Source organism: Agromyces mediolanus (assembly GCF_023715325.1).
Taxonomy (GTDB): Bacteria; Actinomycetota; Actinomycetes; order Actinomycetales; family Microbacteriaceae; genus Agromyces; species Agromyces mediolanus_A.
Genome location: NZ_JAMBNX010000001.1, coordinates 547,420 through 566,670 on the forward strand (window position 1 = coordinate 547,420; position 19,251 = coordinate 566,670).

General features: G+C 72.3%; 23 protein-coding genes. 14 read left to right on the forward strand and 9 right to left on the reverse strand.

Going from position 1 to position 19,251, the window contains the following annotated elements:
- The first annotated feature begins 36 nt into the window (after positions 1-36).
- Positions 37-1,026: a class II fructose-bisphosphatase gene (gene glpX, locus M3147_RS02545; protein WP_251201891.1), complete on the forward strand. Its 990-nt coding sequence runs from the start codon at positions 37-39 to the stop codon at positions 1,024-1,026.
- A 67-nt stretch (positions 1,027-1,093) separates the two neighbouring features.
- Positions 1,094-1,483, forward strand: a complete 390-nt coding sequence (locus M3147_RS02550) for a VOC family protein (protein WP_251201892.1) — start codon at positions 1,094-1,096, stop codon at positions 1,481-1,483.
- Positions 1,484-1,518: 35 nt separating this feature from the next.
- Here the strand turns inward: M3147_RS02550 and rmuC are convergent, their stop codons facing one another.
- Together rmuC and M3147_RS02560 are read right to left on the reverse strand one after the other, a co-directional pair.
- Positions 1,519-3,018 (reverse strand): DNA recombination protein RmuC, encoded by a 1,500-nt coding sequence (rmuC, locus tag M3147_RS02555; RefSeq protein WP_251201893.1) that lies wholly within the window; start codon positions 3,016-3,018, stop codon positions 1,519-1,521.
- Positions 3,019-3,139: 121 nt separating this feature from the next.
- Positions 3,140-3,757, reverse strand: coding sequence for a 3'-5' exonuclease (locus M3147_RS02560; protein WP_251201894.1), 618 nt, complete (start codon positions 3,755-3,757; stop codon positions 3,140-3,142).
- A 66-nt stretch (positions 3,758-3,823) separates the two neighbouring features.
- Here M3147_RS02560 and M3147_RS02565 point away from each other — a divergent pair, with 66 nt between their 5' ends.
- The 4 genes from M3147_RS02565 to M3147_RS02580 all read left to right on the forward strand — a co-directional run bounded on the left by M3147_RS02565 (position 3,824) and on the right by M3147_RS02580 (position 7,031).
- Positions 3,824-4,573, forward strand: a complete 750-nt coding sequence (locus tag M3147_RS02565) for a class I SAM-dependent methyltransferase (RefSeq protein WP_251201895.1) — start codon at positions 3,824-3,826, stop codon at positions 4,571-4,573.
- Between the two features lie 68 nt (positions 4,574-4,641).
- A complete protein-coding gene (gene ychF / locus M3147_RS02570; RefSeq protein ID WP_251201896.1) occupies positions 4,642-5,715 on the forward strand; it encodes a redox-regulated ATPase YchF in 1,074 nt (357 codons plus the stop codon).
- Between the two features lie 36 nt (positions 5,716-5,751).
- On the forward strand, positions 5,752-6,456 hold the full coding sequence (locus M3147_RS02575) for an AraC family transcriptional regulator (RefSeq protein WP_251201897.1): 705 nt from the start codon (positions 5,752-5,754) through the stop codon (positions 6,454-6,456).
- 35 nt (positions 6,457-6,491) lie between these two features.
- Entirely contained in the window at positions 6,492-7,031 is a 540-nt protein-coding gene (locus M3147_RS02580; RefSeq protein WP_251201898.1) for a VOC family protein, read from the forward strand.
- 280 nt (positions 7,032-7,311) lie between these two features.
- Here M3147_RS02580 and M3147_RS02585 read toward each other — a convergent pair whose 3' ends face one another.
- The 3 genes from M3147_RS02585 to M3147_RS02595 form a co-directional block, all read right to left on the reverse strand.
- A complete protein-coding gene (locus M3147_RS02585) occupies positions 7,312-8,301 on the reverse strand; it encodes a cation transporter (RefSeq protein ID WP_251201899.1) in 990 nt (329 codons plus the stop codon).
- Positions 8,298-8,810: a hypothetical protein gene (locus M3147_RS02590; RefSeq protein ID WP_251201900.1), complete on the reverse strand. Its 513-nt coding sequence runs from the start codon at positions 8,808-8,810 to the stop codon at positions 8,298-8,300. Before M3147_RS02590 ends, M3147_RS02585 begins: the two co-directional genes overlap by 4 nt.
- A 76-nt stretch (positions 8,811-8,886) precedes the next feature.
- Positions 8,887-9,495 carry a CGNR zinc finger domain-containing protein gene (locus M3147_RS02595; protein ID WP_251201901.1) on the reverse strand — a complete coding sequence of 203 codons (609 nt, stop codon included), beginning with the start codon at positions 9,493-9,495 and terminating at the stop codon, positions 8,887-8,889.
- A 66-nt stretch (positions 9,496-9,561) separates the two neighbouring features.
- Between M3147_RS02595 and M3147_RS02600 the strand changes: the two genes are divergently transcribed.
- On the forward strand, positions 9,562-10,794 hold the full coding sequence (locus tag M3147_RS02600; RefSeq protein WP_251201902.1) for an MFS transporter: 1,233 nt from the start codon (positions 9,562-9,564) through the stop codon (positions 10,792-10,794).
- An 18-nt stretch (positions 10,795-10,812) separates the two neighbouring features.
- Here M3147_RS02600 and M3147_RS02605 read toward each other — a convergent pair whose 3' ends face one another.
- Together M3147_RS02605 and M3147_RS02610 are read right to left on the reverse strand one after the other, a co-directional pair.
- The gene (locus M3147_RS02605) at positions 10,813-11,388 is read right to left on the reverse strand and encodes a 1-acyl-sn-glycerol-3-phosphate acyltransferase (RefSeq protein ID WP_251201903.1); all 576 of its coding nucleotides are present in this window, start codon (positions 11,386-11,388) and stop codon (positions 10,813-10,815) included.
- A 64-nt stretch (positions 11,389-11,452) separates the two neighbouring features.
- Positions 11,453-11,956 (reverse strand): hypothetical protein, encoded by a 504-nt coding sequence (locus tag M3147_RS02610; protein ID WP_251201904.1) that lies wholly within the window; start codon positions 11,954-11,956, stop codon positions 11,453-11,455.
- A gap of 94 nt (positions 11,957-12,050) precedes the next feature.
- On the opposite strand from M3147_RS02610, the gene M3147_RS02615 reads away from it, so the two are divergent.
- The 4 genes from M3147_RS02615 to M3147_RS02630 all read left to right on the forward strand — a co-directional run bounded on the left by M3147_RS02615 (position 12,051) and on the right by M3147_RS02630 (position 15,828).
- Positions 12,051-12,713, forward strand: coding sequence for an RNA polymerase sigma factor (locus M3147_RS02615; RefSeq protein ID WP_251201905.1), 663 nt, complete (start codon positions 12,051-12,053; stop codon positions 12,711-12,713).
- Positions 12,714-12,801: 88 nt separating this feature from the next.
- Positions 12,802-14,091 (forward strand): hypothetical protein, encoded by a 1,290-nt coding sequence (locus M3147_RS02620; RefSeq protein WP_251201906.1) that lies wholly within the window; start codon positions 12,802-12,804, stop codon positions 14,089-14,091.
- Between the two features lie 57 nt (positions 14,092-14,148).
- Positions 14,149-14,988: a DNA-formamidopyrimidine glycosylase family protein gene (locus M3147_RS02625; protein WP_251201907.1), complete on the forward strand. Its 840-nt coding sequence runs from the start codon at positions 14,149-14,151 to the stop codon at positions 14,986-14,988.
- A gap of 51 nt (positions 14,989-15,039) precedes the next feature.
- The gene (locus M3147_RS02630) at positions 15,040-15,828 is read left to right on the forward strand and encodes a GNAT family N-acetyltransferase (RefSeq protein ID WP_251201908.1); all 789 of its coding nucleotides are present in this window, start codon (positions 15,040-15,042) and stop codon (positions 15,826-15,828) included.
- A gap of 57 nt (positions 15,829-15,885) precedes the next feature.
- Here the strand turns inward: M3147_RS02630 and M3147_RS02635 are convergent, their stop codons facing one another.
- Positions 15,886-16,101 (reverse strand): hypothetical protein, encoded by a 216-nt coding sequence (locus M3147_RS02635; RefSeq protein ID WP_251201909.1) that lies wholly within the window; start codon positions 16,099-16,101, stop codon positions 15,886-15,888.
- A 98-nt stretch (positions 16,102-16,199) separates the two neighbouring features.
- On the opposite strand from M3147_RS02635, the gene M3147_RS02640 reads away from it, so the two are divergent.
- Together M3147_RS02640 and M3147_RS02645 are read left to right on the forward strand one after the other, a co-directional pair.
- On the forward strand, positions 16,200-17,060 hold the full coding sequence (locus tag M3147_RS02640) for an Fpg/Nei family DNA glycosylase (RefSeq protein WP_251201910.1): 861 nt from the start codon (positions 16,200-16,202) through the stop codon (positions 17,058-17,060).
- A gap of 55 nt (positions 17,061-17,115) precedes the next feature.
- The gene (locus M3147_RS02645; protein WP_251201911.1) at positions 17,116-17,691 is read left to right on the forward strand and encodes a GNAT family N-acetyltransferase; all 576 of its coding nucleotides are present in this window, start codon (positions 17,116-17,118) and stop codon (positions 17,689-17,691) included.
- A 1-nt stretch (position 17,692) separates the two neighbouring features.
- Here the strand turns inward: M3147_RS02645 and M3147_RS02650 are convergent, their stop codons facing one another.
- Positions 17,693-18,292 carry a TOPRIM nucleotidyl transferase/hydrolase domain-containing protein gene (locus tag M3147_RS02650; RefSeq protein WP_251201912.1) on the reverse strand — a complete coding sequence of 200 codons (600 nt, stop codon included), beginning with the start codon at positions 18,290-18,292 and terminating at the stop codon, positions 17,693-17,695.
- A 130-nt stretch (positions 18,293-18,422) separates the two neighbouring features.
- On the opposite strand from M3147_RS02650, the gene M3147_RS02655 reads away from it, so the two are divergent.
- Positions 18,423-19,250: a putative protein N(5)-glutamine methyltransferase gene (locus M3147_RS02655; protein WP_251201913.1), complete on the forward strand. Its 828-nt coding sequence runs from the start codon at positions 18,423-18,425 to the stop codon at positions 19,248-19,250.
- Position 19,251 lies beyond the last annotated feature (1 nt).

The window sequence follows — 19,251 nt, forward strand, 5'->3', positions numbered from 1 at the left end:
GATCCGCGGTGCAGATGCGTCCTGGAGGACCCCCTCATGAGCAACGAAGCCAGCCTGTTCCACCACCCCGACCGCAACCTCGCGCTGGAGCTCGTGCGGGCGACGGAGGCGGCGGCGATCCGGGCGGTTCCGTGGATCGGCAAGGGCGACAAGAACGCGGCCGACGGTGCAGCGGTCGACGCCATGCGCGCGTTCCTCGCGACGGTCGACTTCGACGGCGTCATCGTGATCGGCGAGGGCGAGAAGGACGAGGCGCCGATGCTCTTCAACGGCGAGCGCGTCGGCTCCGGCGACGGTCCCGCCTGCGACATCGCGGTCGACCCGATCGACGGCACCTCGCTCACCGCGGCGGGCCGTTCGCACGCGCTGTCGGTGCTGGCGGTGTCCGACCGCGGCACGATGCTCGACGCCTCCAGCGTGTTCTACATGGACAAGATCGTCACCGGCCCGGCGGGCCGCGGTGTCGTCGACATCCGCAAGCCCATCGGCGAGAACATCCGCGCGTACGCCGCCGCGATCGGCAAGGACGTCGCCGATGTGCGGGTCGCCGTGCTCGACCGTCCGCGCCACGAGCAGCTGATCGCCGACATCCGCGCCGCGGGCGCCGGCACCCGGCTCATCCTCGACGGCGACGTCGCGGGCGGCATCAATGCCGCCCGGCACGACTCGCGCATCGACATGTGCGTCGGCATCGGCGGCAGCCCCGAGGGCATCACGACCGCGTGCGCGGTGAAGGCGCTCGGCGGGTTCATGCAGGGCCGGCTCGCACCGAAGGACGACGAGGAGCGCGCCCGCGGCACCGCTGCGGGGCTCGACGTCGACGCGGTGCTCGAGCTCGAGGACATGGTGCGCGGCGACAACACCTTCTTCGTCGCGACGGGCGTGACCGACGGGGCGCTCGTGGCGGGAGTGAAGCGGGAGGGCGACTACATCACGACGGAGTCGGTCGTGCTGCGCTCCAAGTCGGGCACGCTGCGCCGTGTGCAGGCGGAGCACCTCGCCTCGAAGTGGCTCGACGAGGACTGAGTCCAGCCCCTCGACGCGATCCTCCTCGCGTGCCAGGCTGTGCCCTGACCCGATCGAGGAGGTTGCCATGATCGAGATTCGCGATGCGTTCCCCGGCTTCGCCGTGCGGGACGTCGATACAGCGCTCGCCTTCTACCGCGACGTACTGGGGTTCGATGTCGGCGAGGCGATGGGCGGTTTCAGCTTCGCGCTGCCTTCGGGGCAATCGGTGTTCGTGTACGGCAAGCCGGATCATTCGCCGGCGCCGTTCACGATCCTGAACTTGGAGGTCGACGACCTCGATGCCGCCGTCGATGCGCTGAACGCGGCCGGCGTGGTGACGAAGATCTACTCGGGCGAGCAGGACTACGGCACCGACGAGCGCGGGATCGCGCACGGCCGGGAGTCGGGGATGGGGCCGGACATCTGCTGGTTCCGCGACCCTTCGGACAACGTGCTCAGCGTGCTGCGCAGCTGATCGCGAGCGCGCGAGCGGGCTGGCGCGGCGTCGGTTCAGTCGTCGTCGCCGAGGCGTGAACGGATGCCCGCGTCGATGTCGGCGAACACCTCGAGCTCGTCGGCGGCGGTGTTCGCGGTCGTCGCGGTGTTCGCCGGGCGGGCCGCCGTCTCGGTGTCTGCGGCGAGAAGCTCGACCGGCTCGCCTTCGGGCTCGTCGAGGGCCGCCGAGGTGGTGAACTCGTAGGCCGTCAGCTCGCGGGGGCTCTCTTCGATGCCCTCGAGCGTGGCGAGCACCTTGGTCTCGTCGAGCGCCTTGAGCTTGCGCGCCGTGGGAAGCACCCTCGACTCGAGCGAGCCGACGAAGGTGTTGTAGTCCTTCACCGTGCGCTCGATGGTTCGACCGAGCTTCTCGATCTGCCCCGCGGTGGTGGCGAGGCGGCCGTACAGCTCGCGGCTGAGGTCGAAGAGCGTCTTCGCCTCCTTCGTGAGCACGTCTTGCTGCCAGCTGAACGCGACGGTCTTCAGCACCGACCAGAGCGTGACGGGGGAGGCGAGGGCGACCCGCTTCGAGAAAGCGAACTCGAGGAGCGAAGGGTCGGCCTCGAGCGCGCTCGAGATGAGCGACTCGCTCGGGATGAACGCGATGACCATCTCGGGGGAGGCGCCGAGCCCCTCCCAGTAGGTCTTGCCGCCGAGTGCGATGATGTGGTCGCGCACGGCCTTTACGTGGTTCTTCATGAGGCTCTCGCGGCGGCCGGCGTCGGCCCCCGTCGCGGTCGCCGGGATCTGGCTCGCCTCGAGGTAGGCGTTGAACGGCACCTTGGCATCGACGGCGATGTGCTTGCCGCCCGGCAGGTGGATGACCATGTCGGGCCGGCCGGCACCGGCGTCGGTCGTGACCGAGTGCTGCGTGTCGAAGTCGACGCGCTCGATGAGGCCCGCTGCCTCGACCACGCTGCGCAGCTGGGTCTCGCCCCAGACCCCGCGCGTGCTGTTGGAGCGCAGCGCGGAGGCGAGGGACTCGGCCGTTGAACGGAGCCGCTCTTCGTTCTCGGCGGCGATCTTCAGCTGCTGGCTGAGCTCGCCGTGCTGCTGGTGGCGCTGCGTCTCGAGTGCAGTGACCTTGCTCTGCATCTCGGTGAGCGTCTGCTTGACGGGCGCGAGCGCCTGGAGCACTTTGCTGTCGGCGGCCTCGCGCTGCTCGCGTTCGCGCCGCTCGAGCTCGTGGCGCTCGACGATCTCGCGGTACTGCGCCCTGGCGCTGAGGATCTGCTCGCGGAGGCCCTCGGCGGTCGCCTCGATCGCGGAGAGCTCGGCGCGGAGCTCGGCCTGCGCGCGCTGCTCGTCGGCGAGCAGCCGGGCGCGCTCGGCCGCGTGCTCGGCCTGCACCGCGGCCAGCTGGGCCTCGTGGCGGGCGGCGACGAGCGCCGGGTCTTCGAGGGCGGGCGAGCCGTCGCTGGAGCCGGCCGCGCGCCGCGCCGCCACGAACCACGTGGCGAGCGCCCCGAGGGCGACGCCGACGACGAGGCCGATGATGAGCAGCAGGATCTCCATGTCGACAGTGTCGCAGCCACCGCCGACATCGTCGGCCAGGCGCCCGGCGAGCCAGGCGCCCGGCGAGCCAGGTGCCCGGCGAGCCAGGTGCCCGGCGAGCCAGGCGTCGGCGGGCCCGGGACTACTGCAGGGCCATCGGGCCGTGTGCCGCCTCGCGCGCCTTCGTGGCGCGGGCGCCGAGGGCGCCGATGCGGACGCCCGTCACCTGGGCGAGCCGCTCGAGGTCGTCGCTCTCGTGCCGCTTGGCGGCGTGCGCGATGATCGCGGCGCACGCCTCGGCATCGTCGAGGGCGTTGTGGTGCGAGAAGTCCTCGAAGCCCGCCGCCATCGCGGCGACCGGAAGCCGGTAGGAGTCGAGATGGTAGGTCTTGCGCGCCACCTGCAGGCTGCACAGGTAGCGGTGGTCGGGAACGGGCAGCTCGAGCACGGCGCAGCTCTTCTCGATCACGCCCATGTCGAAGCCCGCGTTGTGCGCGACCAGCCAGTCGGCGCCCGCGAACTCGCGGAACTCGGCGAGCCGGTCGCCCCAGCCCGGGGCGTCGGCCACCATCTCGGGGGTGATGCCGTGGATGCGCACGTTCCACTCGGCGAATTCGTCGTGCGGGAACGGCGGGCGCAGCAGCCAGTACTCGCGCTCGACGACCCGGCCGTCGCGGACCTTCACCATTCCGACCGAACAGGCGGATGCGCCAGAGGAATTCGCGGTCTCGAAATCGATGGCGGTGAAATCCACTGACATGCGGGCATCGTCGCACGCGCCTCCGACGGTTGACGGATGCCTCGCCGCGGGCGTGGAATGGGAGACATGATTCCGGGGGACGCCGAGACGCAGCGGCAGGCGAGGTCGTTCGGCGACGCGGCATCCGTCTACCAGGCCGCGAGGCCCGGATACCCGGCCGAGGCGGTCGCCTGGCTCATCGGCGACGCCGCTCGGGTGCTCGATCTCGGTGCCGGCACCGGCAAGCTCACCGAGGCGCTCGTCGCGCTCGACCGCGAGGTGATCGCGGTCGACCCGGTCGCGGAGATGCTCGAGGAGCTCGAGGTCGCAGTGCCGGGCGTGCCGCGCATCCTCGGCACGGCGGAGGACATCCCGCTCGAGGACCGTTCGGTCGACGCGGTCGTCGCCGGGCAGGCGTGGCACTGGTTCATCCCCTCGCGAGCCGTGCCCGAGATCGCCCGCGTGCTGCGCCCCGGCGGAGTCCTGGGCCTCGTCTGGAACAGCCGCGACACGAGCGTCGGCTGGCTGAAGGAGGCCGGCGAGATCATGCACGAACGGCACGACGCGAGCGCGAGCTTCGAGCAGTACGTGCAGATCGGTCCGCCGTTCGGCCCGATCGAAGAGCACACCGTCGAGTGGACCGCGCGGATGACCCGGCAGCGCTTCCTCGACCTCGTGCGCTCCCGCTCCTACTTCATCACCTCGAGCCCCGGCGCCCAGCGGGACACGATCGCCCAGCTGGAACGGCTGTTCGCGCGGCATCCCGACCTCGCCGGCCGTGACGAGCTCGAGGTGCCCTACCGCACCCGCTGCTTCCGCGCCCGGCTCGGCGACTGACGCGCAGCGCCGGGCCGGCACGGGCCCGCGCCGGGCGGGACGGCCCGGCACCGGTACGATAGGGCCCCGTGGCTCTCACTATCGGCATCGTCGGCCTGCCCAACGTCGGCAAGTCCACCCTCTTCAACGCCCTCACCAAGAACCAGGTGCTCGCGGCGAACTACCCGTTCGCGACGATCGAGCCGAACGTGGGCGTCGTGAACCTGCCCGACCCGAGGCTCGAGACGCTCGCGGGCATCTTCGGCTCGGAGCGCATCCTGCCGGCCGCGGTGTCCTTCGTCGACATCGCCGGTATCGTGCGCGGGGCGAGCGAGGGCGAGGGCCTCGGCAACAAGTTCCTCGCGAACATCCGCGAGGCCGACGCGATCGCGCAGGTCGTCCGCGGCTTCACCGACGGCGAGGTCGTGCACGTCGACGGCAAGGTCGACCCGAAGTCCGACATGGAGACGATCAACACCGAGCTGATCCTCGCCGACCTCGAGACCCTCGAGCGGGCCATCACCCGCTACGAGAAGGAGGTCAAGGGCAAGAAGCTCGACCCCTCCGTGCTCGCGGCGGCCAAGGAGGCCCAGGAGGCGCTGCAGGCCGGCACCCCGCTCTCGGCGACGAAGATCGACCTCGAGCCCGTCAAGGAGCTCGGGCTGCTCACCGCGAAGCCCTTCATCTACGTCTTCAACGTCGACGAGGGCGTGCTGACGGATGCCGCGCGCAAGGCCGAACTCGCCGCGCTCGTCGCCCCGGCCGAGGCGGTCTTCCTCGACGCGAAGATCGAGTCCGAGCTCATCGACCTCGACCCCGAGGATGCGGCGGAGCTGCTCGCCTCGACCGGGCAGGAGGAGTCGGGCCTCGACCAGCTCGCCCGCGTCGGCTTCGACACCCTCGGCCTGCAGACCTACCTCACCGCGGGTCCCAAGGAGTCGCGGGCCTGGACCATCCGCAAGGGCTGGAAGGCGCCGCAGGCGGCGGGCGTCATCCACACCGACTTCGAGCGCGGCTTCATCAAGGCCGAGGTCATCTCCTTCGCCGACCTCGTCGACGCCGGCTCGGTCGCCGAGGCGCGCTCGCGCGGCAAGGCGCGCATGGAGGGCAAGGACTACGTCATGCAGGACGGCGACGTCGTGGAGTTCCGCTTCAACGTGTGAAACGGTGCGCCTCAGGGGTGCGTCGGGAGGGAGCGCATGTACGAGGAGCGCCATCCCGAATCGCCCGTGGTCGAGTGCGTGTGGCAGGCGCGTGCGACGAAGGACGAGCGCTACCTGGTCGAGGCGGTCGAGTACTGGGACCTGTGGTTCGCGCGCGAGCAGGATGGATCGCTGCTCGCGGGGCTCTCGGGCCCGTCGCTCGGGCACCGCTGGATCCGCTCGACGATCGGTGAACATAGCTGGGGCGTGCAGTTGAAGGCGCACGTCGTCCTGCCCGGGGTGAGCAAGCAGCTGCTGCTCGGCGGGGAGCAGCAGCTCGTCGTCGAGGAGCGCCGGGTCGTCATCGCGCAGCACGCCGTGCCGTTCCCGGAGTTCGGGGACCTCGAGGCCTTCACCGATCGGCTGCTCGAGCTCGACGTGCTGCGCGGCGACGACGAGGTCCGGCGGATGCTCTCCGGCGATGATGCGGGCTACTCGGAGCGGCACCGGCAACGCCGCGTCCGGGCTGCGACGGGGCTCACGCGCAAGCAGATCGCACAGCTGGCCCGGGCGCGGGAGGCGTACGCCCTGCTGCTCCAGGGCGTGCCGCCGGTCGAATGCGCTGCCCGGTGCGGCTTCGCGGATCAGGCCCATCTCACCCGCTCGCTGCGGGTGTTCCACGGCCGGACCCCGGCGCAGGTGCTCTCCGGACAAGGGTGGCGGAATCCTTCAATACCTCGACCCGGCGGGATGATGCACTGAGGACATCGCATCCACCACCAGGACAGGAGCACACGATGTCTGCACCCGCCGCCCCCGAGGGCTACGCCACCGTCAACCCCTTCATCATCACGACGGACGCCGACGAGCTGACCCGGTTCGTGATCGAGGTCTTCGGCGGCGAGGAGCGCGCCGAGGCCCGCACCATCGACGAGGACGGGCTGCTGCTGCAGGCCGAGGTCCGCGTCGGCACGACCACCGTCATGCTCGCCGAGCGCAAGCCGGACTGGCCGTTCACTCCGAGCCTGCTCCAGGTCTACGTCGACGACCTCGACGCGGTGCTCGAGCGCGCGCTCGAGCGCGGCGCGCGCCTCGTCACGAAACCGACCGACTTCTTCGGCACGCAGTTCGCCCGTGTGCAGGATGCGAGTGCGAACCTGTGGTGGATCTGGCAGCACGGCGACGCGGTCTGGGACGCGCAGGACGGTGAGGGCGAGTGGGGTGCCGAGGGCGTCGACGAGGGATGGGGCGAGGTCTCGCCCGAGCTCGCCTATATCCATGACACGCTGCTCGAGGCCATGACTTCCCTGAGAGACCCGAGGAGCTCCCGCCACTGAGGCTTCGAGGCGGTCGAGCTCGACCCGTCGTCCGACGCGTGCGACCACGGCACGGCCTTCCTGGTCCGGTTCGAGGCGGCGCTCGTGCGGCTGAGACCCGCTGCGAGTCTTACCGCAGCACGCGATACCGCAGGTGCGTCTCGCTCGCGTAGGCGGAGGTCTCGAGGCGTTCGAGCTCGATCCGCTGCCCGAGCCCCGCAAAGAGGGAGATGCCCTCGCCGAGCAGCACCGCCCGCTACGGAGCACGCTGAGCGTTCGCAGGCGAAACGCCCGCGCGAGCTCAGGCGTCCGCGGCTCGATCGGCCTCGCTCGGCAGCTCCTCGACCGGTACCACCACGACGTCCTGCACCTTCCAGTCGAGCCGGGCGATGCCTTCGGACGCCTCGGAGAGCGCCTCCGTGCGCACCTTCGCCCGGCGCGGCACGACGAACGCCTCGACGTGGAAGACCTGCCCCTCGTCGCGCAGCCGCACGCCGGCGTCCACCACCCAGGGCAGGCTTCGCAGGTATCCGGTGATCTCGCCGGCCAAGGGGTGCGGCTTCTTGTCGTCGTAGCTGCGGGCGCGTTGGTCCATCAGATCGATGACTGCGCCCTTGGTGTTGCGCACGCCGTCCCAGACGATGCCGATCGAGATGAAGAGTGCCGCCGCCCCGTCGAGCCACCAGATGCCGAGGCCGATGCCCAGTACGCCGACGATGGACGCCGCGTTCGTCTGCCAGTCGGCCTTCGCCATGTCGGCGTCGGCGTAGAGCAGCTTGTTGTGGAGCACCGGGGCGAGTTTCGCCTTCGCCGGGCCGTAGATGAACACCGGGCCGACGACCACGACCACCATCACGGCGATCATGAGCCAGCCGAGCCAGATCGTCTGGCCGAACAGCTGCACGGTGCCGATGGTGGGATGCTCGGCGGAGATGAGGGACAACGCGGCCTCGACGGCGAGGTTGAGGCCCACCGCGAGCAGCGCGATGCCGGCGACGAGATGGCCCACGCCCATCGCGCGGTGCAGACCGTAGGGATGCTTCACGGTCGGCCGTCGCCGTACGAAGATGACGGCGGTGAGGAAGGCGAGCTGGGGGAGCAGCGAGAGCATGTCCTCGATCCAGGCGGTGCGCATCGCCTGCGAGCCGCCCACCACGAACGCGACGACCGTGATCGTGATCGAGGTGTACACGATCGTGAACAGCTCCCAGTGGATCGCCTTCTTGAGGGCGATCCGCTGCTTCTCGGGCAGGTCGATGCGACCGAACTGCGCGCTGCTCGGCCGGGTCATCCGCCGACCTCCTCGTCGAGATAGCGCTCCAGCGCCGAGAGGAAGGCGTTCTCGCCCATCGGCACGAGCAGCACGAGGTTGCGGCCGTCGGCATGCTCGATGTCGCGGTATCCCCGCGTGAGGCCGGCCTGCTCGATCCACGGGGTCTGGTCGGTGAAGCCGCCGATCACCAGGTCGAGCTCGCCCTGCTCCAGCGCGGCGACGAGCGTCTCCTCGCTGCCGACACGCCAGGTCGCTCGGGCATCGAGGGTGTCGGCGAAGCCGCGCACGAGCTCGGGGAGCGGGCCGTCGGGGCTCGGCCCGTCGGTCTCGACGAGGCCCGGCTCCTCGACGGCGCCGACGCGGAGCTCGCCGCCGCTGACCCGGTCGAGCGTGCCGTCCGGATCCCTCGGGATCTGCAGGCCGCACGCGGCGAGCGAGAGGGCGGCGAGGCAGGCGACGGCGCCCAGCAGGATCCGTCTGACCGCGCGGCCGCCGGAGATCCGCACAGCGTTCACGGAGCTTCGCACCCGCTCATCATGGCCGAGATGCGGCACCCGCCACAGCCGCTTGACGAGCCGGCCGGCGATCTGCCATAGGCGCGCATCAGGCCTGCGACTCAGCCTCCCGCCGGAGGCGCTCGGCATGGGCGCGCACGCGGTTGCGGTTGCCGCAGTCCGCCGAGCTGCACCAGCGGCGGTTGTGCTGGCGGGAGGTGTCGAGGAACACCCAACCGCAGTGCCGATCCTCGCAGCGGTGGAAGCCGGAGAGCGCGGGGGAGGCGAAGAGCCGCGCGAACTCCAGGGTGAGCAGGTGCCGGGGAGTGTCGAGGCCGAGGGCGCGCGGATGCCACGCCCAGACGCCGTGCACGCTTCGCTCGAGGTGGCTGGCCGCGTGCGCCACGGGGAGCTCGCGCTCGAGCACCGCGGGCGACGCCGTGTCGCCGGTGAGCGCGGCGTAGCTGTCGTCGCGGAGCGCCAGGATCCGCGCGTGTTCAGTGGCCGCCGCCGATGGGTCGGCTTCGGCGAGTTCGGCGAGGCGATCGGCGTGCGCCGGGGACAGCAGCTCGACCCGCTCGAGCCAGGCGAGCACGTGGGCGAAGCTGCGCAGGCGCTCGCTGCGACGGTCGGGGTCGAGCCGCCAGTCGACCGTGTTGCAGAGGTCGAGCGCGAGGTCGCCGCCGAGTCGGGAGACGGTGAGCTCCGGCATCCGCATCGCGCCCCCCTCTCGCGGTCTGCTACCTTCCTGCTAATGATCATAACCGTGATAGGGAATTAGCGGATGCCGAGACGCTCCGGCTTCGCCGCCCTCTGGGCCTCGCAGGCGACGTCCAACACCGCCGACGGCATCCTCGCGGCGGCCGCCCCGCTGCTCGTCGCCTCGATCACCCGCGATCCGGTCGTCGTCGCGGGCATGACCGTGGTGCAGTTCCTGCCCTGGCTGGTGTTCACGCTGCCGGCCGGCGCGCTCACCGATCGGATGGACCGGCGGAAGCTCCTCGTCGCCGGCAACCTCCTCCGCGCGCTCGGGTTCGCCCTGCTCGCCACGTCGGTCGCCGTGGGGTGGCAGAGCGTGTGGCTCCTCTACGCCGCGGTGTTCGTGGCCGGCACCGCCGAGACCATCGTCGACAACGCGGCGCTGACGGTGCCGCCGCGGCTCGTCCCGCGGGCGCAGCTCGAACGGGCGAACGGACGCCTCTTCGCGACCCAGTCGGTCGTGAACACCTTCGTCGGGCCGCCGATCGGCTCGTTCCTCATGGCCGTGGCGGCCACGCTCGCGTTCTTCACGAGCGCCGGCCTCTTCGCCGTCGCGGCCGCCGCCGCGCTCCTGCTCCCGCCGCTCCGGCCGACGGCGCACGCGTCGCACGCCGACACCGACGCCCCGCCTCCCGAACGGGCCTCCGTGCTCGCAGACATCGCCGCGGGCTGGGGCCACTTCTGGCGGCACCGGCTGCTGCGCCGGGTCGCGCTCATCTCGGCATCCTTCAACTTCTTCGGGACCGCGACGGGCGCGGTCCTCGTGCTCCTCGCGACCGGACCGCTCGGAGTGGCCGAGGCCTGGTACGGCCTGTTCATCGCCGTGCCGGCGGCCGGCGCCATCCTCGGCTCGCTCGTCGCGGAGCGCGTGATCCCACGGATCGGCGGCGGACCGGTGATGTGGGCCGCCGCGCTGGTGCCCGCGGCGAGCTTCGCGGTGCTCGGGCTGAGCACGAACCTCGTGCTCGCGCTGGTCGGCATGTTCCTGGCCGCCGTCGCGACCGCGTGCAACCAGATCGTCGTCTCGACGCTGCGGCAGGCGGCCGTGCCGGATGCGCTGCTCGGTCGGGTGACCGCGGCGTACCGGCTGATCGTGCTCGGCGCCGTGCCCTTCGGCGGCGTCGTGGGCGGGGTGCTGGCGAGCGCGTTCGGGCTGCAGCCCACCTTCGTGATCGCGGCGATCGGCCTCGCGCTCGCCGCGGTGCTGCTGATGCCGGGCGTGACGAGTGAGGCGCTGCGCCGGGCCGAGCTCGGCTGAGCGCCGACCGGCGGAACCTCAGCTCAGCGCGAGCTCCTCGCGCAGCCGCGGCTCGACGCGCCGCGTCGGGCGGAGGCCCGCCTTGTCGGCGTAGAACGCGCGGATCCGGTCCATGTCGGCTGACAGGTCGTCCCCGAGCGCGAACGTCGGCCCGAGGCCCGTCGTCATCGTGGTGCGGTCGACGAAGCCGAGGGTCACCGGCATCCCCGTCGCCTTCGCGATGCGAGCGAAGCCCGACTTCCAGAACTCGTGCGGCCCTCGGGTGCCGTCGGGCGTCACGACGAGCCCGAAGACCTTCCCGGCCCGGACCTCGGCGACGACCTCGTCGACGACGCGTGCGGGATCGGCGCGGTCCACCGGGATGCCGCCGAGGCGGCGCATGATCGGGCCGCGCCAGCCGGCGAACAGGCTCTTCTTACCGAGCCACCGCACGTCGATGCCGAGCCGCCAGGCGATGGCGAGCATGAGGACGAAGTCCCAGTTCGAGGTGTGCGGGGCGCCGATCAGCACGGTCGGCTGGGTGGGCGCGGGCGACCCGGTGAGCGTCCACCGGCTGCAGGCCCAGTAGACGCGGGAGACGAGTCGTCGAAGCATTCACCCACGGTACGCGGGGCGGTATGCCGGCCCGCGCATACGCGACGATTCGTCGGGCCGGGCGCTACGTCGCGAGCTCCGGGAAGAGGGCGCGCAGGAGCGGATGACGCGGCCCGGCCGGGTCGCAGAGCTCGGCGAACAGGGCGCCGAGGTCGTCCGCGACGACCGTCGTCAGCTCGAACTCCGGCTCACCGCCATGCACGATCCGGCCGTCGGCACGGATCGCCAGATACTCGTAGTCGCCGCCCACGGCGAGGAGGACCGGCAGATGCTCGGTCCAGAACGCGGCCACCGCCGCGGCCTGCTCCGGATCGGCCGCGGCCTCGAGGCTGAGCGTCTCGAGCTCGTTCCAGGCGAACCCGGAGTCGGCGGTGCCGCGGTAGTCCTCGACCGAGAGGAACCAGGCCGTCTCGTCGGCGTTGGCGAGGCGGCTGAACGCGACAGTCCAGGCGCCGAAGGCAGCGGGGAAGCGGAGGAGCGAACGGGGGACGGGGCGCTGCTCGTCGAGCGGCGGCTCGAAGCCCCATCCGGCTCGGCGGAGGGCCTCGATCGTCGTGGCGGAATCCATCGTGATCGACGATAGCGGGGTGGTCGCCGCCCGTCATCCCTCGCGAATCCGCGATCGCGTGCAAGACTCTCGCCCGACGGGACACAAACAGGGCGTGAAGCGCGCGAGCACCGACGAGATCGCCCCGGACGAAGGGGAGCCGATGCCCGAGGACCCGAGCGGTCGCCCCGAGCCGGGCGACGCCGAGGCGGGTCCGGCCGGGCCGGGCGCGGCCGGGCCGGGCGTGGCCGAGCCGGGAACGGCACAGCCGACCGCCGCGGCGAGGGCCGAAGAGCACCGCTGGTTCGAGGGGGTCGTGCGCGAGCACGCGGGGGCGCTCGTGCGCTACTTCGCCCGCCGAGGCCCGCGGCAGGACGCAGAAGACCTCGCCGCCGACGTCTTCGCGACGGCCTGGCGCCGCCGCGCGGACGTGCCCCGTGACGCGGTGCTGCCCTGGCTCTACCGCACGGCGGGGTTCACACTGGCGAACCATCGCCGCAAGCTCGTGGATCTGCCCGTCGAGACGGTTCCCGAGCGAGGGGCGGGTCCCGTGTCCGAGGACCCGGAACTGAGCCTGCTCTTCGACGCCGAGCTCCGCGGTGTGCTCGAGAGCGTCGGCGAGCGGGAGCGGCGCATCCTGCTGCTGCACGCCTGGGAGGGGTTGGACGGCGAGGAGCTCGCCGCGGTGCTCGGCATCAGCCGTTCCGGCGCGGACGCCGCGCTGTCCCGTGCCAGGAAGCGGCTGCGCGAGGCCTGGGGCGAGCGGCTGGCGTTCTGACGCGCCGCTCCGAGCAGTGCAAGCTCCGCGGCGCCCACGACATATCCCTGATGACGGCGGCTCCGGCCCCGCGAGGAGAGGCGAGGACATGAACGACGACGAGAAGAACGACCCGAGCGACCCGGTGGCGCGGCTGCGCGCCGCGGACCCGGCCGCCGGCGTCGAGCCGCGCGCCGGCTTCGTCGAGCAGACGATCACCGAGGCGACGACCGAGGCCGCGGTCCCGGTCGCCGAGCTCGGCACCGAGCGGGCGAAGCGGCGCCCGCGCTGGCTGCCCATCGCCGCGGTCGCCGCGTCGATGCTCGTGCTCGGTGGCGGTGCGGGCTACGCGGTCGCGGCGCTCGGTGGGGCGGGCGACGGCTCGAGCCTCGCCGGGGCCCCGCCGATCTCCCTCTCGGGCGGGCAGGGCGGCACGCAGGCGCAGGTCACTGAAGGCCAGCCGGAGGCCGCGAACGACAAGGCGATGGCCGGGTCGGGCGCCTACGACTCGATGCCGTGGGGCTGGGGGCGCAACCAGTTCACCTCCTCCGGCCTGTCGACCGAGAGCGGGACCGCCGAGGGGTACGCGTTCGACCCGGGCGCGGCCGCGAACGCCGAGACCGTCGGTGCGCTCGCCGCCGCCCTCGGGGTCGCCGGTGACCCGGTGCTGAAGGACGGCAACTGGACCGTCGGGCCGCAGGACGGCTCCGCGCCGTCCGTGTGGGTGAATCTCGACGGCGCGCTGACCTTCTGGTATTCGGATCCCGCGATCTCGCCGTGGACCTGCCCGGAGGACGGCGGCGACTGCACCCCGACCGGCACTCCGCCGAGCGAGCAGGCCGCGATCGACGCGCTCCGCGCCGTACTGACGGCGACGGGACGCGATGCCGACGCTTTCGCGTACGGTTCGGAGACCTGGGAGGGTGCGGTCACCCGTACCGCGCAGGCCTGGCCGCTCGTCGACGGGCAGCGGATCGACCAGTCCTGGTCGATCGAGGTGGCCGAAGCGGGCACGGTCTCGGTCTCCGGTGCGCTCGCCCCGATCATCGGGCTCGGCGAGTATCCGATCGTGAGTGCGGACGAGGCGTTCGGGCGGCTGTCCGACCCGCGCTTCGGAGCACAGCGCTCCGGAGGCGTCATCGCGCTCCGGGACGACACCGTGGGCGGCGAGACGTGGGTCCCGCCGACCGCGCCCCCGGCGACTCCGGGGGAGGGTGCCGCGGTGTCGTGGCCGGTGACCGAGGTGCACATCGTCGAGGCCCGGCTCGGGCTCGCGAGCCAGTGGCAGGCGGACGGCAGCGTGCTGATCGTCCCGGCCTACGAGTTCACCGACTCGGACGGCGGCACCTGGTCGGTGATCGCGGTCGCCGAGGAGTCGCTCGACTTCGGGACGGAGTGAACCGGGCGGGCCGCCCGCTCGCGTGACGCCGTCGGCGGGACGTGAGAGGGTGGCCCCATGCCGGAGTCGCCAGAGGTGCAGGCGCTCGTCGAGGAGCTCGGCGAGCGCGTCGTGGGTCGGGCCGTGCACGAGATCGACGTGCTCGAGTTCCGGGTCGTGAAGACCCGGGCACGGCCGCCCGTCGAGCTCGTCGGCGCGCGGGTCGCGAGCGTCGCCCGGTACGGCAAGCACTTCGCGCTCGGCTTCGACGACGGTCGGCATCTCGTCGTCTCGTTCGGTCGCCACGGCTGGGCGAGATGGGGCGGCTCGGATGCCCCGAGCGACGCGCCGCCCGTGCTGATCACGATCCGTTTCGAGCAGGGCCCGGAGCTCGAGCTCACCGACGCCGGCGGCTGGGTGTCGCTCGGCGTCTCCGTGGTCGACGAGGTCTCGGCGGTCTCGGCGATCGCCAAGCTCGGGCCCGACCCGGCCGACCCCGCGTACTCGCGCGGCGACTTCGACCGCGCGTTCGCCGGGCGGCGCAAGCAGACGAAGGCCGTGCTCCAGGAGCAGGAGTCGATCGCGGGCATCGGCAACGCGTACTCCGACGAGATCCTCTTCCGGGCGCGTCGCTCGCCCGTCGCACAGGTCTCGACGCTGTCGGGCGAGGAGCTCGACGGCCTGTTCGCGGCGACGGTGGGCGAGATCACCGAGGCCGTTGCGGCGCGCCGGGGCATCCCGATCGGTGAGCTCAAAGCGGCGAAGGTCGCCGCGATGCGTGTGCACGGCCGCACGGGCGAGCCCTGTCCCGAATGCGGCGGCACCGTCCGCGACTTCGCCTTCGCGAGCACGGTCGGCCAGTACTGCCCGAGTTGTCAGACCGACGGCGTGCTGCTGCCGGAACCCGGGGCACGCTAGGCGCCCGCCGCCGGCTTGCACGAGCGGCCCGGCACCGCGGAGGATGGCCGGATGGACGAACGCGCGGCCCTGCTCCTGGCCTACGATGACGAGCTCCGAACCGAGGCGGAGGTGCGCGGGGCCGAGTCCGTCGAGCGGCTCGGGCCGCTCTTCGTCGCCCGGTTCTCCGGCGGTCGGGGCTTCGTGAGCTACCGCGACCTCGGCGAATCGACCGCCGAGCGCGTCGCCGAGCTCGTCGCCGAAGTCGCGCAGCGTTTCACCGCTGACGAGCGCATCGTCGAGGCCGAGTGGAAGACGCGCGGCCACGACGTCGCGCCCGGGCTCAACGAGGCGCTGCTCGCCGCGGGGTTCGTCCCGGAGGAGCCGGAGTCGATCATGATCGGCGAGGCTCGGGGGCTCGTGGCCGACGTCGAGCTGCCGCCCGGGGTGGTGGTGCGTCGCGTGGTCGACGAGCGCGAGGTGCGTGCCGCGAGCGCCATGCAGGACGAGGTGTTCGGATCGCCGGTGTCCGAGATCCGGGCCGACGAACTGCTGCAGAAGCTCGCGAGCGGCGACGGGGTCGAGGAATGGGTGGCCGAGGTCGACGGTCGGATCGTCAGCGCGGGCCGGATCGAGCCCGTGCCCGGCACCCGATTCGCGGGCATCTGGGGCGGGGCGACCCGTGCGGAGTGGCGCGGACGCGGCATCTACCGCGCCCTCACCTCGGCGCGAGCACGCTCGGCGCTCGCCCGGGGCAAGACGCTCATCCACAGCGACTCGACGGAGTTCTCCCGACCGATCCTCGAACGTTCCGGCTTCGTCACGGTGTCGACGACCACGCCGTACGTCTGGCAGCGCTGAACTCGGCCGCGCCGGGCGTGCGGCCCGGGCGGCCGTGCGGGGCGGCCGGCCTGCGGTTCAGGCCGCGTGCGACATGGGGGCGACGAGCACGCGGACGGCCGCTTCGGGTGCGGCCGTGAAGCGGCCGGCCGCGCCGTCGGCGGTCGTGTACTCGACGCGGATGCCGCGGCCGATTCGTCGGACGCGGGTGACCTCGTACTGGCGGCTCGTGGTGTTCACGAGCACGTCGCCGGCCCGCAGTTCGCGGGTCTGCCGGAGCTCGACCTCGTTCATGATGAGAGTGTCTCAGGAGCCACCGACATTCCGCCGAGGCATCCGCTCGCTCGGTTGCTGCGCTTCCGGATGTCGGCCGCTGGTGGCAGCATCGAGGCATGCCGGAGCTCCCCGAAGTGCAGGCCCTGACCGCGTTCCTCGACGAACGCGTCGTCGGGCACGCCTTCGCCTCGCTGCGGGTCGCGGCCATCTCGGCGCTGAAGACGTTCGATCCGCCGCTCCCGGCCCTCGATGGGCGAACCATCGAGCGCGTCGCCCGGCACGGCAAGTTCATCGACCTCGATGCCGGCGGCGTGCACCTCGTCTTCCACCTCGCGCGCGCGGGCTGGCTGCGGTGGTACGACGAGCTGCCGGCGACCCCGGTGAAGCCGGGCAAGTCGCCACTCGCGCTGCGGGTGCGGCTCGACGACGGCTCCGGCTTCGACCTCACCGAGGCCGGCACGAAGAAGTCGCTCGCGGTGTCCGTCGTCCGCGACCCGGCCGAGGTGCCCGGCATCGCCCGGCTCGGGCCCGATCCGACCGCCGACGACTTCACGCTGGCCGACTTCGCGGCGGTGCTCGACGGGCGGCGCACTCAGATCAAGGGGCTGCTCCGCGACCAGTCCGTCTTCGCCGGCATCGGCAACGCGTACTCCGACGAGATCTTGCATGCCGCCCGCATGTCGCCGTACGCGCTCGCCGCAAAGCTCACGCCTGAGCAGGTCGAGCACCTCTACACCGCGATGCGTGCGACGCTCGCCGAGGCGGTGGCCGAGGCATCCGGCAAGCCCCCGGCCGAGCTGAAAGACGCCAAACGCCGCGCGCTGCGCGTGCACGGGCGCACCGGTCAGAGCTGTCCCGTGTGCGGCTCGACCATCCGCCAGGTCATCTTCGCCGACTCGACCTTCCAGTACTGTCCCGGCTGCCAGACCGGGGGCAAGGTGCTCGCCGACCGGGTGCTCTCCCGCCTCGTCAAGTAACGCGCGGCCGAGGTGCAGCGGCGTCCTGCGCCCGTCGCTGCCAGACTGGGAGACGATGACGACCGCGAACGTGACCTGGCCCCGACCCGCCGGACGACTCGAACTCCACCTGCCCACCCCCGCGCTGCTCGACCGAGTGCTCGACTGGCGCAATCGCCCCGAGGTGACCCGCTGGCTCCTCACCACCACGGTCGAACCGGCGGCATTCCGATCCGCCTGGCTCGACGGCATCGCCGATCCGAAGGACCACTCCGCCGTCGCCCTCCTCGACGGCGAGGTCGTCGGCACCGGCTCCCTCTGGCTGAGCGATGCGATGGGACAGAGCCACGTGCCCGACGGCCCGTGGCGCGGGGCCGAGGCCGGAATCGGGTACCTGATCGACCCGGCGCGGGCCGGAGCCGGTCTCGCGACGGACCTCGCCCGCGCGCTGCTGGGCCTCGCCTTCGAGGAGCTCGGCGTGCACCGGGTGACCGCGGGCTGTTTCGCCGACAACGTCGGCTCCTGGCGCGTGATGGAGAAGCTCGGGATGCGCCGTGAGCAGCACGGTGTGCGCGACTCCTGGCACGCCGAGCTCGGCTGGATCGACGGCTACACGTACGCGATGCTCGCCGAGGAGTGGCGAGCGCGCTGAGTCAACCGAGCTCGAGCTCCAGCCGATCGAGCAGTCGCCGGAGCGGCGGAGGCGTCGTGGAGGCGTCCAGGCGCTCGGCGAGGCGGGCGGCGAGCGCGCGTTTGCGTCCGGAGCCGCTCCCGGCGAACCGGTGCAGCTGATCCGCCCGCGGCCGCCCTCGCCACTCCGGCTGCCGTTGGAACGTCTCGAACCGGCCGGCGTCGCCGATCTCTCGGACCGCGTCCTCGACGGACGCCGTGCCGAGGGCGCGGATGAGCTCGTCCTCGAGATCTCGCACGCAGACGAAGAAGCCGCGTGCGGCGAGCTCCTCCCGGTCGGGGAGCACCTCGTCGCCGGCGACGGCGGCCGCCACGAAGCGCTCCTCCGGGGCGTCGGCGAGGCCGAGCAGCACCGTCGATGGATGGCTCGCCCGGAATGCCGTGATCACTCGGCGGATGTTCGTGACGCCCTGCATCGAGACGAGCTCGGGCCCGCCCGCCGAGCCGTCGAAGTGGATGCCTCGCGAGGCCGCCAGGCGTTCGACGACGACCGCATCGCTGTCGCCCTCGACGAGCACGGCCACCCGGGGCGCCGTGCGGGCGGGGAGTTCGAGGACGCGCATGATGAGCCCAGCCTGACAGCGGCGGAGCCGATCCGCCAGCGCCCGCGGCTCCCCACCCCGAGTTGCCCAACTTTCATGAAAGTCGGGCAACTCCGGGGGTGGAGAGCCGCGGGGGGAGGAAGATGGTCGCGTGACGACCAGGCCCGCACCCCCGGAGCGCGATGTGCTCGCCGCGAGACTCCGTGCCGCCGGCTGCGTGTACGCCGAGGAGGAGGCGGCGCTGCTCCTCGACGCGGCCGGCCTCCTCGACGCGGCCGGCCCCTCGGGTGGTGGCGCCGCCGAGCTCGAGCGGCTCGTCGTGCGGCGCGAGGCGGGGGAGCCGCTCGAGCAGCTCCTCGGGTGGGCGGACTTCGACGGCATCCGGCTGCAGCTCGAGCCCGGCGTCTTCGTGCCCCGCGCACGCACCCTGCTCGTCGCCCGCGAGGCCGAGCGGTTGGCGCGCTCCGCCGCCGCGCCGGCCACGGTGCTCGACCTCTGCTGCGGCGCCGGCGCGATCGGCGCCCTGTTGCAACGGGAGCTGCCGGGCGTCGAGCTCGTCGCGGTCGATCTCGACCCGGCCGCGATCGCCGCCGCGCGTCGCAACCTCGAGCCGGCGGGTGGGGTGGTGCGCCAGGGCGACCTCTTCGACGCCGTGCCCATCGGATTCCTCGGCGGCTTCGACGTCATCGCGGTGAATGCCCCCTACGTGCCGACCGCCGAGATCGCGCATCTGCCGCCCGAGGCGCGCGAGCACGAGCACCGGGTCGCGCTCGACGGCGGCCCCGACGGGCTCGCCCTGCACCGCCGGATCGTGGCCGGGGCCCGGCGGTGGCTCCGACCGGGCGGCGCCCTCGTCATCGAGTGCGCCGAACGGCAGGCGGAGCACTCTGCGGCGCTGTTCGCGCGCGCCGGGTTCTCGAGCGAGGTGCTCGCCGACGAGACCCTCGAGGCGACGGCGGTGCGCGCCCGGCTGCGTTGAG